The organism is Nostoc sp. (genome assembly GCF_036917315.1).
Lineage (GTDB): Bacteria > Cyanobacteriota > Cyanobacteriia > Cyanobacteriales > Nostocaceae > Nostoc.
The window spans coordinates 225986-240237 of sequence record NZ_JBALDR010000048.1; the positions used below are offsets into that span (position 1 = coordinate 225986).

Below are 14252 nucleotides of genomic sequence, written 5' to 3' on the forward strand. Positions count from 1 at the left end.
ATGTTTTCAGGACAAGGATCGCAATATGCAAACATGGGTAGAGAACTATACGAAGTCGAACCGACATATCGCAGACATATAGATACTTGCGCCGAAATTTTGCAACCCCACCTCGGTCTTGATATCCGTCATCTACTCTTTGCAAAGTCAGAAGAGATTGAAGCGGCTAACCAAAAATTACAACAAACAGCCTTCACGCAAGCAGCGTTATTCGTGATTGAGTATGCCCTGGCTCAGTTGTGGATGTCTTGGGGTGTGCTACCAGAAGCGATGATCGGTCATAGTATCGGGGAATATGTTGCAGCAGCGATCGCAGGTGTATTTTCGCTCGAAGATGCCCTATTCATTGTGGCAAAAAGGGGAGAGTTAATGCAACAATTACCCACAGGGAGTATTCTGGCAATCCCACTTCCAGAAAAAGATGTGCGATCGCTGTTGGATCGAGAAACTCAAAATTCTGTAGATATAGCAGCGATTAACACCCAAACTTCATGCGTAGTTTCTGGGACAAAGGAAGCGATCGCCACTCTACAAAACAAATTATCCTCTGAAGGTGTTGAATGTCGGCTGTTGCTACATCTCATGCGTTTCATTCTCAAATAATGTCACCAATATTAAAAGAGTTTGTGCAGTTGCTGAAAAAAGTTCAACTCAATCCACCACGTATAGGCTTTATTTCCAATGTGACTGGTAATTGGATTACAGATGAACAAGCCACAAATCCTAATTATTGGAGCCAACATTTACGGCAAACTGTGAGATTTTCTGATGGCATATCTCAACTTTTAGAGCAGTTTACAGGTGTGTTTCTGGAGGTGGGGCCAGGACGAACTTTAAGCACATTTACAACACAGCATTTAGATGTCAATGCTAAACAACAGGTGCTGACTTCCTTACCCCATGTTAAAGACCAACAATCTGATGTGAATTTTTTGTTGCAGACATTAGGTCGGTTGTGGCTTTTTGGTGTAGATTATAGATTGGCCAGAATTTTATATCCATGAGCAGCGTCATCGTTTACCTTTACCTACCTATCCCTTTGAACGACAAAAGTATTGGATTGATGCGAAATCCCCATTAACTTCTTTAAAGAATAAGCCAGCAAAATTAGATAATAAACAAGATATTAGCAACTGGTTCTATATCCCCTCATGGAAACGCTCCTTGCTCACTCATTTATCTTCCGATCAAATAGAATCCACTAAAGAACAATGGCTGTTTTTTGTAGATAAATTGGGAATAGGAGAAAAATTAATTAATGCATTAAAAAATCAAGAAAAGAATGTCATTACAGTTCAGCAGGGAGAGCAATTTAGTAAACAAAGTGAGGGTATCTATACAATTAATCCATGCAGGCGCGAAGACTATGATGGCTTGTTACAAAACTTGTAGCATTAGGTAAAACTTTCCAAAATATTTCTTTCTTATGGAGTTTAAGTAATTTTGAAAATTGTCAATCAGAGAATTATTTAGAAATCAACAGCTTGCTATTTTTAACGCATAGCCTTACTAAACTCAAAATTAGCGAAAGGCATCGCTTACAACTTTGGGTTATATCCAACAATATTCTAGAGGTCGATGGTAATGAAAAAATAGACCCAGAGAAAGCATCAATATTAAGTTTATGTAAGGTAATTCCTCAAGAGTACCCTAGTATTACCTGCCGCTGTATTGATATTACTTTAAAAAATTGTCAAAATACTCTGCATAGTGAGGCAGGTGAAGGAGATACTTACGGTATTATTGACCAACTTTTAAATGAGTTAATGGCTGTATCCTCAACGTTAGTTGTTGCTTATCGCGGTTCCTATCGTTGGGTACAAACATTTGAGCCACTTCTTTTAGAATCGGTATTGGAAGAAAAAATACCGTTGAAAAAACAGGATGTTTACCTGTTTACTGGTGGTTTAGAAAGTATTGAAGTTGTGCTGGCAGAATATTTAGCAAAAACTTTCCAAGCCAAACTCATATTTATTGAGAATTTGACTTTTCCAGAAAAACATGAATACTTGCAATGGCTTGATACTCATGTTCAAGAAGATAACGTGAGTTGCAAACTTCAAAAATTACTAGAATTAGAAAAATTATGTGCAAAAATTTTGGTAATTCGTGCTGATACAACTAATTATGAACAAATATATCAAAGCTTGTATTCTGAGAATATTGGTAATATTAACGGAGTTATTTATTCAAATAGAATAAAACACGAAAATATATTTTCATCAATCCCAGAAATTTGTCAAATAGAATTAAAAAAGATATTGGACTCACAACTTTGTACAATTAATATTTTAGAAAAAGTCTTAGAAAATATAAAATTAGATTTTTGGATCATTTCTTCATCTTTGTCTTCTATTTTAGGAGGATTTGGATTATGTTTATATTCAGCAAGTAATCAAATCATTGATAGCTTTATTACAAAACGCAACCAAAATAGTTCTCTGCCGTGGTATACTGTGAATTGGGAGAAATTGCAGCTGAATTTAATCCAAGAAAAAAAACAGTTGAATATGCATACGGAACTAAAACAGCTATTAATTTAACAGAAATTGTTGAAGTATTTAAACGAATTTTATCTTTAGGAAAAGGAAGTCAAATAATTGTTTCTACAAGAGATATAAACACTAGAAACAATCATACATTTGACCTTGACTCTCTGGTAAACTTAAAATCTCCCAATCAATTAGATTTACCTTCACAATACTCTAGACCCAATCTTATTAATTCCTATATTGCACCGACAAATGAGTTGGAAAAGCAAATTACCGAAATATGGCAAGAGGTACTTGGAATTGCAGATGTTGGTATCTACGATAATTTCTATGAATTAGGAGGAGACTCCTTAATTGCAACTCAATTAGTTTCTCGATTGCGAGAAAAATTTCCTGTGGACTTCCCACTGCGTAACCTTTTATTGCAAACAATGATCCCAGCTAAACAAGCAGAAATAATTGAGCAACTTCTATTGGAAAAAATTGAATAATTATCTGAGGAAGAAGTAGCGATTATCTTAAATAATTCATAATAAGCTACGATAAACTGCTAGCTAGCACAACATATTACGGCGAACACCTTCTATATAATTCATAATTAATTATTAGCAATGAATAAACAAAATTCTAATTTATCATCCACCAAAAAAGCCATTTTAGAAAAATGGAAGAGAGGAAAGTTTCAAGCTAATACTATTCCCAAGCGGCAAACATTTAATAACATTCCCTTATCTTTCTCCCAAAAAAGGCTATGGTTTATTGACCAACTTTACCACGGGAGTTCCTTCTATAATATTCCCATTGCTTTTCATATAGAAGGACAACTGAAGATTACAGCGCTTCAGCAAAGTCTGAATGAAATTCTCAAGCGTCACGAAATTTGGCGCACAAATTTTACACTTGTAAATGGAGAGCCAGTACAGAAAGTTGCACCAAACTTAACTTGGAATTTACCTATCATTAATATTGAGCATTTTTCTGGGAAAGATTGGGAAGAAGAAGTTAAACAACTTGTAGCCAAAGAAGCAAGAAAACCGTTTAATTTAGCTAAAGAACTTTTAGTCAGAGCAACTTTACTACGTTTGAGTGAAGAAGAATACGTTTTGCTTTTGACCATGCACCACATTATCACGGATGGATGGTCTTGTGGTGTATTCTTGCGGGAGTTGTCAACGTTGTATGCGGCTTTTTCTACAAATCAGCCTTCTCCTTTACCCGAACTCCCCATTCAGTATGCAGATTTTACCATTTGGCAACGCGATCGCACCCAAGGTGAATTCCTCGCAACCAAATTAAATTATTGGAAGCAACAACTAAGCGGCGATCTGACTGTATTAGAATTACCCACAGACCCTCCTCGACCTAGTGTCACAACTTTTGCTGGTGCCAAGCAATACTTTACATTCTCAGCACCCCTGACTGATACACTCAGACAATTAAGCCAGCGAGAAGATGCCACTTTATTTATGAGTTTGCTGGCAGCATTTAATATACTATTATACCGCTACACAAACCAAGAAGATATCAAGAACGTCGCCAACAAGCAGATCCTTCAGGCAACGATATCCTCTCGGATCTCATCTTTGCTCACGATGAAACAGGTGAACTATTAAGCGATGAAGAGGTGCGCGATTTGCTGCTATCGCCCATATTTGCAGCTCAGGATGCTTCAGCAACTGCGATCGCTTGGGCACTATACTGGATTCACCGTTTCAGAGGAGTTTGCGATCGCCTGCTTGAGGAACTCGATAGCCTTGGTGGAGATCCAGACTCGATAAGTATTGTGGCATTGCCCTACCTGAGTGCTGTTTGCAACGAGGCTTTACGAATTTATCCAACACAGTTATTTACATTTCCCCGGTTGGTAGAGTCATCAATTGAGGTGATGGGCTACGAGTTGAGTCCAGGTACAGTACTCATTGGTAATATTTATTTGACGCATCAGCGTGAAGATTTATATCCACAACCAAAGCAATTTCAGCCAGAGCGCTTTCTCAAAAAACAATTTTCTCCCTATGAATTTCTGCCGTTTGGCGGCGGTGCTCGTAATTGTATTGGTGGGGCTTTTACTTTGTTTGAAATAAAGCTTGTATTGGCGACAATCTTTTCACGTTATCAATTAGCGCTAGTTGACAAGCGGCCAGAAAAACCACAATTTGGAGGCCTAATTTGTTACCCAGCCAGTGGCGTGAAAATGTTCATGCATGGTCGTCGTCAGCATCAAGGACAGTCACAGCTATTGTTTGTAGGTTCGATTTAATAGCTATCGATAATTTAACAATAAAAATCCTTATGAAATTACCTGAAGGGCCAAAAGCTTCCCCCCAGTGGCTAAGTCATCAATTTAAGACCGATCCTCTTGCTTTAATGGATGCTATGAGCGATCGCTATGGTGATATTTTCACCATCATGGCCGGTTCTACACCAACAGTATATGTCAGCAAACCACAGGGGATAAAGCAGATTTTTACCAGTGCCAAAGAGATTACAGCTTCTGGTAAACTGAACGAACATAGCGCTCTACTTGTGGGAAACAACGGATTACTCATGCTTGATGGCTTGCGCCACAAACATCGGCGTCAGTTGTTGATGCCTCCCCTGCACGGAACTAGGGTACAAGAATATGGTCAGCGGATCTGTCAAGTTACAGATAAAGTCATGAACAATCTAGCGATGCCTGCGGCAGGCTACGCCGGCAAATCTTTTTATGCCTACCCGACCATGCAAAAAATTACCCTTGAGGTAATATTGCAAGCTTTATTTGGTTTGGACTCAGGAGAGCGTTACGAACAGTTTAGGCAACTCCTTTCTAATTTCTTAACTTTTGCCCGTTCTCGTTGGCTGAAATTCTCCCTATCCTATCCCTTCCTAAGACAGGATTTAGGTCGGTGGAGTCCGTGGGGACATTGGCTTGACCTGCAACGACAATTTGACAAGCTCCTCTACACTGAAATTGCAGAACGGCGATCGCAAGCAGACCCCTCCCGCACCGATGTCCTCTCTGAATTAATATTTGCTCGTGATGAAACCGGTCAAGCCATCACTGATGAGGACATACGAGATATGTTCCCATCATTGTTATTCGGTGGTCAGGATGCCTCAGCCACCGCTATAACTTGGTCATTGTACTGGATTCACCGTTTAACAGATGTTCGCGAACGATTGTTAGCAGAACTTGATACCCTTGGTGAATCTCCAGATCCAATGAAGATTGTTGCACTACCTTACCTCAGTGCTGTCTGTAATGAAGCACTACGAATTTATCCGACTCAGGTGGTCACATTTCCCCGCCTAGTAGAATCACCAATTCAGGTAATGGGCTACGAATTGAGTCCAGGGACAGTAGTCATAGGGTGTATTTATCTAACACATCAGCGTGAGGACTTATATCCACAGCCAAAGCAATTCCAGCCAGAGCGCTTTCTAGAGCGACAATACTCTCCTTATGAATTTCTCCCATTTGGCGGCGGCGCTCGTCGATGTCCGGGCGAAGTATTAGCGCTTTTTGAAATGAAGCTAGTTTTAGCAACAATTCTTTCACGCTACCAACTAGCCCTAGCGCATCAAGAAAAAATAGAAAAACCCAAGGCTATAGGTATTAACTATCCCCCTGCTAGTGGCTTGAAAATGTTGATGCTCTGTCGGCGTTTATCTCAAGGGGAATCACCACAGCTTGTTACTAGCTCTACTTAAATTAAATATGTAACTTAAAAATATGCAAACCCAACAAACCGATCAACTTTCCCTTGCAAATTGTCGTTTCTGTTCGCTCATTTCTAAAGCTAATCAAGAAGATCCAATTGGTACAGCAGGTACTTGTGACCATTGGTTGATTATGGAAATTCCCCAACCTTGGCCTCAAGAAATTTTTCAGGAAAATCCAACAATCAAGGCATTGATAAACGATTTCCAAAAGGTCATTGTCAAGCATGGAATTAACTTAAGACCAATACTAATTGCTCCCGATCGCGAGTACTCTTATCCTGGTTTTACCCGCGTGCTGTACTACTATCGTCCTGCAAAACTCTTTTCTCAGTTTGAGAAGCAAGAGTTTGTCGTTCCACAGGAGGAAGCAAATGCTCTAGTAACCGCAATTATGAAACAGTTGATACAACAGCCCAACGATTTATCAAAATTTCAGCACTATCAGCAACAAACAAGTCACATTCGGGAGCTTATGGTTTGCACTCATGGTCAAGTAGATATCGCCTGTGGGAAATTTGGCACTTCTATATATCGACGATTACGTAAGGAATACGCTCCAGTCTCCAATGGAAAGTTAAGAATATGGCAAACAACTCACTTTGGCGGTCATCAGTTTGCTCCAACCTTAGTTGATTTACCCCAAGGATGCTTGTGGGGACATTTAGAACCAGAAGTCCTTGATTTACTAGTAAATAGAAATGATTCAGTTTTAGGCTTGCGTCAGTTCTATCGCGGATGGACAGGTTTAACTAAATTTGAGCAAATTGCCGAGCGTGAAATCTGGATGCAATTGGGTTGGACTTGGCTCGACTACTTGAAAAGTGGCGAAGTGCTGGCAAAAGAGGAAATGAATGAAGAGCATGATCCTAATTGGGCTAATGTGCGTATTGGTTTTGCTGCTTCAGATGGCAGTACATCAGGTGCTTATGAAGCCAGAGTTGAAGTTTGTGGTGAAGTTATGAGTGCGCTTGGCTCAAAAAAAGAGATGGAGTTAGAAGCAGTAAAACAGTATTGCGTTAGCCATTTAATCAAGGTTGAGTAATACTAATTCCAACATTCTACAATGATTGCAGTTAATTGCACTTATATTAACATTTATAGAATTCAAGTATTCCCGCAAAATATAAGTCAAAAAACACTATTCAATAATTATCTCTTCTCTAAATTTTAGGATAGTTATTTTTGAATTTTTATCTTGCAGTAAGTCTCCTACCAATAGTGAAGGTCAAAACAATGGTTCAGAGCGAAAAAGGTGCTGTACTGATTACAGGAACATCCACAGGTGTCGGTCGAGCAGCAGCACTATTACTCGATCAAAAAGGATATTCTGTCTTTGCTACAGTACGTAAAGAAGAAGATGCTGAATCACTCAAACGTTATGCATCTAAGAGTTTGACACCAATCTTGATGGATGTTACAAAAGCAGAAGAGATTAAATTTGCCGCAGATATTGTCTCAAAAGCTGTTGGCGATCGGGGACTAATTGGATTGGTGAATAACGCAGGTCTGTTAGTAGACGGCCCGATGGAGTATATTGCAATTGACGACCTCAGATGGCAATTTGAAGTCAATGTTTTCGGACAGATAGCTGTTACACAGGAATTCTTAACCATTAATCCGAAAAGCCAGGGGTCGAATAGCTAATATTGGCTCAATAGGTGGCAAAATTACCGGGCCATTTACCTCTGCTTTGTCTGCTTCCAAGTTTGCATTGGAGGCATTTACAGACGCCTTAAGAATGGAATTAGATCCTTGGAAGATTGAAGTAATTCTGGTTGAACCTGGTTCAATTGCTTCAGCAACACCAAATAAAGTAGAAGAAAGCTTTCAGAAAAACTTTGCCCAAATGTCACCTGAAGCTAAAACTATGTATGGCGATGCCTATAAATTTTTTGTAGAGGGTTTGATTAGATCGAATCGCACAGGACTGCTACCTGAACAAGTTGCAGATATAATTCTAGAGGCTCTAGAAGCTAGCAAACCTAAAACACGCTATTTCTTGTCCAACTCTCAGATTTATCTAATGCTTGATTTGATACTTAAAAAATTCCTGCCAGATCGGAGTTTCGATGCATTAATTTTAAAAAGATGGAAGTTAGAAAATCAAAATTGAACAGCAATTTTTCGATCTCCTTATCTTATCTAAATCCCGTTTATTTTCAAGTCTAGAGTTTTTAAAGAGAGTATATTATTCTGTCATGGCTTGAGTTATGAACTTTACCCTCATTACCAAAAACGCTACGGTTTTGAAGATAGACGCGGTTTAGAGGATGTCTGAAAAGTTTTTTTCTATACATCTAACCCTTGGAGATCCCCCTAAATCCCCCTTAAAAAGGGGGACTTTAAGACTCTTATTCCCCCCTTTTTTAAGGGGAGCCAGCGCGGTCTTCTCTACGAGACGCTGCGCGATGGGGGTTTCCCCCATGAGCGACTGGCGTGGGTTAGGGGGGATCAAGAAATATTTGATACTTCTCAGACATCCTCTTAGATGAATACTTGAAGGTCGGGGAAATTCGTTATTGAGTGCTTTCAAAATACCAACACGTCAGGAATTTAGGTAAAAATCATGGTTTTATCAGAATTTAATCCTAGCAAGACTCAATCTCCGTTAACTATGGGACAGTGGGTATCTGCCTACTGCGTTTCACGGTGTATTTATGTTGTTGCAAAACTTGGCATTGCTGATTTGCTCAAAGACGGTTCACAGCACTGCGATGCTTTAGCTGCGGCAACAAATACCCACAGCGATTCTCTTTATCGAGTGTTACGCGCTCTTGCTGGGATCGGAATTTTTGCAGAGATACAATCCCGATGCTTTGAGTTAACCCCATTAGCAGATTGCTTGCAGAGTAACGTTCCTGACTCAATACGAAATCAGGCAATCTTGCGGGGTGAGGAGTACTATTATAGACCTTGGGAAAATTTGATGTATAGCGTGGAGACTGGGAAAAGTGCCTTTGAGCATTTGTATTGTATAGATTTGTTTGAGTACTACGAGCAAAATCCTGTCGCCAGAAAATTGTTTCATACTGCTGTCCCTATATTAGAAGAGACATCCGATAGATTGTTGGAGGCTTATGATTTTTCGTCAATTGGAAAATTGGTTGACGTTGGTGGTGGCACAGGTAATATGCTTGCCGCTATCCTCAAAACTCACCCCATGATGACAGGGGTATTGTTTGAACTTCCAAAAGCGATCGATGAAGCCAAAAATTCACCTCATCTAACATCTGTTAGCAATCGCTGTCAACTGATTGGGGGTAGCTTTTTCGAGGCTGTCCCGAAAGGTGGAGATGCTTACTTACTTATGGAAGTTATTCATCTCTGGGATCGGGAGCGGGCGATCGCCATTCTTAAGCGCTGTCATCAAGCCATGAAAGAACAAGGACGATTGTTAGCGATCGAACGCATAATGCCTACCGGAAACGAGTTTGTTATAAGCAAGTTTGTAGATGTCCATATGTTGGTGATGTGCTCTGAGGGACGGGAACGCACTGAAGCCGAGTTCAGAGACTTATTTGAATCTGCCGGGTTCAAACTTACCAAAATTGTCTCAACAAAAACGGAATTCTGTATTATTGAGGGAGTTAAAACAAGCTGAACTCGACGGGACTAAAAAACAGCAAGAGGTAGTGCAGACAAATCTTTTGGCTGGCGATCGCCCACGAAAAGTGGAATATCTGGGCAGCGCTAAAGGATATCTCCCAGCAAGTAGATCCCGCTTCAGCAACAATTACAGTTAGTGCTGTTGAAGTAACAGAGTTGATCCAAGAGGAGCAAAGCGATCGCTTGCACTTGGAGAGGAAAGTGGAGCGGGCGTTTTTTGAAGCAGGCAAAGCTTTAATAGAATTACGCGATCGCAGATTGTACCGCTTCACGCACAAAACCTTTGATCGGTACTGTTTAGACAGGTTTGGCTACAATCATTCCTGTTATTACCAGCTAGTTGATGCAGCAGTTGTTGTGGACATTTTGCCGACAGCAGAGGGGCAAGTTCGACCAATGACAAAGCTTGAACCCCAGGAACAGCAGGAAGTGTGGCTAAAGGCAGTAGAACTTGCTGGCGGGAAAATGCCAACTGGGAGAATCGTGAAAGATGTTGTGCAGCGCATCATGGAGCGAACCCAAGTACCCAATACCTACCAAATCGGCGAAGTCTGTCAGATCCTTGCAAAAGACAACCCAGAACTCAGAGGTAAGGGTGGCTGCTGGGGCATCGTTAATCAGGTGAATGATTTCAGCTGCACTGTAAAACTCTGGGATGGAGGGTACACCGTTGGTTTGCAGCACTTCAAATCTTACAATTACCTGCCTGCCGAGTGTGAGCAGATGCGGGAGATATGCGATGCCTGCGGTGGGCTACGCCTACGCATCAATCGGGTGTATTCGAGTGGACTGGAGGAATCGGTGCAGAGGTTTTTGGAGTCGTTGGAGAAGCTGAACCGTGCTTATTTGACCGATTTGGAAGGAAAAGTGCTGAATTTGTTGGAGTTTGAATATAAAAAAAGATCCCCCTCTCACTGACTTGTACACACACGATCTGCATCGAACAAGCCATCATTTGTGGTACGGTTTGGTGGTTAAAGCTAAACAACTGTTGGCGCAGCAAATAGAGATACTGCTGAACATACTGATGCTGTTTTAGGGCTATGAGGATGGTAGTAGCTAAAGTTAACTGATAAAAATAAGTGAGCTATTCCATTGCTTTTTATAAAAAGTTATGAGTTTTTATATGAGTTTTTATATGAGCTTTTGAAATGATTTTAATAAGAATTGTGTAACAATAATTTAAAAGCTACCTGAGATTCATTATAAATTCCCTTAAAATACAATGAGCGGAAATCTATTTTAGTTATCAACTATCATTAATTGTGCCAAAGTTTGATTTCTAAATTTACTAAATACATATAAACATATTTTTAAAAAATAATAAAATAAACAAATAAAAATTAACTACAAGTTAACTCTACTAAAATTACACTTTAATTAGTAAAAAAACAATTAATAAAGCTCAATGGAACTTAAAATCCAATTCAATCCTTGTTATTCTGTTCAAACTATAGAAGCAGACAATATCTTTTTTTTGTCAGAAAGAGAAAAAGTCTGGTTAAACGATCATCTTTCTCATACTTTAGCTACTTTCATCGATGGCGATCGCAATATTGACGAAATTATTGATACCATTCAACAGTCGCTACTGCAAGATCCAAAATCTTTACAGTCAGCTACCACTTTTTTCCAAGAAGTTCTCAATGTGAGTATTAAAGCCCAATATGCTTTATTACAAATGCAACAAAAGGGCTATCTTATTCAAGAAGATAATTCTCTCCCATCGCACTTAGAAATCTTCTGCCATCATCTTAATATTGCTCCCACAGTAGCCCATCAAAGATTGCGATCGACTAAAGTAGCAGTAAAAGCATTAGGTTCAGTTGCTGCATCTGACTTGATTGCTGTGCTTGAGTCTCTCCAAATTCAAGTAGCAGATGCAGGTGATTTGACAGTAGTTTTAACCGATGATTATCTCAATGTTGAGCTAGAGAAGTTCAATCAACAAGCCTTAAAATCCCAAACTCCTTGGATACTTGTTAAGCCGTTAGGGACAATAGTCTGGATCGGCCCTTTATTTAATCCTCAGAAAACAGGTTGTTGGAACTGTTTAGCCCAGCGTTTGCGAGAGAATAGACCGATTGAAGGGTTTATTGAGAGACAGAAGCAAATATCTTCCCCTTTAACTCCTCCTTTAGGATTTTTGCCATCTACAGTACAAACCGCTTTAGGAATGGTAGCCACAGAGGTGTTTAAGTGGATTGTCCAAGGGGAAAATCAACAATTAGAAAGCAATTTGATTGCTTACGATGCGATCGCACTGCAAACTCAAAATCATCGCTGGGTGAAGCGCCCTCAATGTTCTAGCTGTGCAGAGATGGTAAATGGGTTAACTAACAACCCCCTACCTGTTGTTTTAGAACACCGCCAGAAAACCTTTACTGTCGATGGAGGACACCGTATTTGTTCGCCACAAGAAACTCTCAGGAAATATCAACATCATATTAGCCCCATTACGGGCGTTGTGCGAGAACTAAATAAAATTCCTGGGAATGGATTAACTCATAATTACATCGCTAAACATCATTTTCTCAGTGTTTTCGACGATTGCGCTAGTTTGCGCCAAAATTTGGGGGGTAGAAGTGCGGGGAAAGGTAGGACTGACTCTCAAGCGATGGCTAGTGGTTTTTGCGAGGCGATCGAGCGATATTCTGGGGTGTTTCAAGGGTATGAAATTAGAGAAAAAGGCAGTTATCAACAAATGGGAGAGAAGGCGATCCATCCCAATGTTTGTATGAACTTCAGCCAACAGCAATATCAGAATAGAGAGCAATGGAATGTTGAGTGTCAAGGTTGGTTTCAAAAAGTCCCTGAACCTTTTGATGAACAAAGAGAAATTGACTGGACTCCCGTTTGGTCTTTAACCCACCAGAAATTTAAGTATCTGCCAACGGCTTACTGTTATTATGGCTATCAACCGGACTATAAACCCGACTGTTGGGCTGATTCTAATGGATGTGCGGCGGGTAATACTCTTGAAGAAGCTATTCTGCAAGGGTTTATGGAGTTAGTAGAGCGAGATGCTGTTGCGTTATGGTGGTATAACTCTCTGCAAAAGCCGCAAGTGGATTTAGATAGTTTCGATGAGCCTTATTTTCAAAGCCTGAAACAATATTATCAAACTATTAATCGAGAAATTTGGGTTTTAGATATTACCAGCGATCTGAATATTCCAGTTTTTGCTGCTGTGACTCGAAGAAGCGATCGCTCTGTAGAAGATATTGTTTTGGGTTATGGCGCTCATTTCGATGCCAAGATTGCTATTAGTCGAGCCTTGACTGAAGTTAACCAAATTCTACCCAACGTTTTATTTGCCAAAGCTGATGGAAGTACTCAATATCCTCCATCAGCCGATCGCTTGGCGGTAGATTGGTGGAAAACCGCAACTTTAAGCGATCAACCTTATTTAGTTCCAAGCGAGAGAATTGCTGCTAAAGTCAGTGGCGATTATCGCAAAGTTGCAAGTGACGATTTACTCGAAGATGTCAAGCTGTGTCAACAAATCGTTGAGAACAATGGTTTAGAAATGCTGGTTTTAGATCAGACTCGTCCCGATATTGGACTTCACGTTGCCAAGGTAATCGTTCCGGGAATGCGCCATATGTGGAAAAGGTTAGCGTTTGGACGGCTTTATGAGGTTCCAGTGAAAATGGGTTGGTTGTCAGAGTCACTTACAGAAGAGCGACTCAATTCTTTTCCCATGTGGATGTGAAGTTCTCTTTGAGTTAGTGATGTTATTTTTTATGAGTTTTTCTATGAGTCCTGGAATGAGTTTTATGAGTTTCAGAGACTAAGAAAAAACTAATATCAAATTAAATCAGGTGGAAATAAACGCGAAGACGAAAACTTTCCTCAACGCATAATTTCTCAACCTATTTAATGACAACTTTCCTTCAACGACACCTTCTAAACAACAAAAATCACATTCTGAAACGAGAAAATCATGGCAACCTACACAGTCGAAGCTTTGGAACAATTTACTCCAGTAGAGGCTGAGGGTCTGGAATTTGAATCAGCAGAGATGGAAAGTATTGAAGCTGAGGCAATATATAACTAAAAAATGAATTACAACAGGAAGTAAAACGTGTCACAATCACCAAAATCACCATCACCAGTACCCCAAGATTCGATCGAAAATTCGATATCTTCACCCATTCAAGCAGCATTTATTAAAAATTGGAAAACCACAACGATTGCAATAACCCTCTCCTTCAGTGGCTTTGTAGCATTCTCACCTAGTATGTTTGGTGGTGAACAAGCACCTTTAGTTCAGGTCTGTAAATATGTGACAGCTGGAGGACTCGCTACTCTTGGTATTGTTTCTAAAGATTTCAATGTAATAGGTCGAGGTTGAAAAACGTTGTAAAGTCAAAAAACTTACTCATAAGGATACTGTTAGATGTAGTTACTACAGACGTATTCAAAAAAGATATTGGCTTTGATTCC

General features: G+C 39.9%; 12 protein-coding genes and 2 pseudogenes. All 14 read left to right on the top strand.

Annotated features, from left to right (window positions below):
• Entirely contained in the window at nucleotides 1–603 is a 603-nt protein-coding gene (locus tag V7K84_RS22260; protein WP_334841234.1) for an acyltransferase domain-containing protein, read from the top strand.
• Nucleotides 603–1004 (top strand): acyltransferase domain-containing protein, encoded by a 402-nt coding sequence (locus tag V7K84_RS22265; RefSeq protein WP_334841236.1) that lies wholly within the window; start codon nucleotides 603–605, stop codon nucleotides 1002–1004. The genes V7K84_RS22260 and V7K84_RS22265 overlap by 1 nt, the downstream gene beginning before the upstream one ends.
• 160 nt (nucleotides 1005–1164) lie before the next feature.
• Complete coding sequence (locus tag V7K84_RS22270; protein WP_334841238.1) at nucleotides 1165–1392, top strand: KR prefix domain-containing protein; 228 nt, start codon at nucleotides 1165–1167, stop codon at nucleotides 1390–1392.
• Between the two features lie 92 nt (nucleotides 1393–1484).
• On the top strand, nucleotides 1485–2543 hold the full coding sequence (locus V7K84_RS22275) for a KR domain-containing protein (protein WP_334841240.1): 1059 nt from the start codon (nucleotides 1485–1487) through the stop codon (nucleotides 2541–2543).
• Entirely contained in the window at nucleotides 2462–2983 is a 522-nt protein-coding gene (locus tag V7K84_RS22280) for a phosphopantetheine-binding protein (protein WP_334841241.1), read from the top strand. The genes V7K84_RS22275 and V7K84_RS22280 overlap by 82 nt, the downstream gene beginning before the upstream one ends.
• Nucleotides 2984–3103: 120 nt before the next feature.
• Entirely contained in the window at nucleotides 3104–4105 is a 1002-nt protein-coding gene (locus V7K84_RS22285; protein WP_334841243.1) for a condensation domain-containing protein, read from the top strand.
• Nucleotides 4018–4752 (top strand): annotated as a pseudogene (locus V7K84_RS22290) (cytochrome P450); the annotation flags it as partial. The gene V7K84_RS22285 and the pseudogene V7K84_RS22290, both read left to right, overlap by 88 nt.
• A 32-nt stretch (nucleotides 4753–4784) precedes the next feature.
• On the top strand, nucleotides 4785–6185 hold the full coding sequence (locus tag V7K84_RS22295) for a cytochrome P450 (protein ID WP_334841245.1): 1401 nt from the start codon (nucleotides 4785–4787) through the stop codon (nucleotides 6183–6185).
• 22 nt (nucleotides 6186–6207) lie between these two features.
• Nucleotides 6208–7239: a sucrase ferredoxin gene (locus V7K84_RS22300; RefSeq protein ID WP_334841247.1), complete on the top strand. Its 1032-nt coding sequence runs from the start codon at nucleotides 6208–6210 to the stop codon at nucleotides 7237–7239.
• 191 nt (nucleotides 7240–7430) lie between these two features.
• A pseudogene (locus V7K84_RS22305) lies at nucleotides 7431–8310 on the top strand (SDR family oxidoreductase).
• 453 nt (nucleotides 8311–8763) lie between these two features.
• A complete protein-coding gene (locus tag V7K84_RS22310) occupies nucleotides 8764–9798 on the top strand; it encodes a methyltransferase (protein ID WP_334841249.1) in 1035 nt (344 codons plus the stop codon).
• A gap of 161 nt (nucleotides 9799–9959) precedes the next feature.
• Complete coding sequence (locus V7K84_RS22315; RefSeq protein WP_334841250.1) at nucleotides 9960–10721, top strand: hypothetical protein; 762 nt, start codon at nucleotides 9960–9962, stop codon at nucleotides 10719–10721.
• Nucleotides 10722–11211: 490 nt separating this feature from the next.
• Entirely contained in the window at nucleotides 11212–13518 is a 2307-nt protein-coding gene (locus tag V7K84_RS22320; RefSeq protein ID WP_334841251.1) for a TOMM precursor leader peptide-binding protein, read from the top strand.
• Nucleotides 13519–13890: 372 nt separating this feature from the next.
• On the top strand, nucleotides 13891–14160 hold the full coding sequence (locus V7K84_RS22325) for a hypothetical protein (protein ID WP_334841252.1): 270 nt from the start codon (nucleotides 13891–13893) through the stop codon (nucleotides 14158–14160).
• Nucleotides 14161–14252 lie beyond the last annotated feature (92 nt).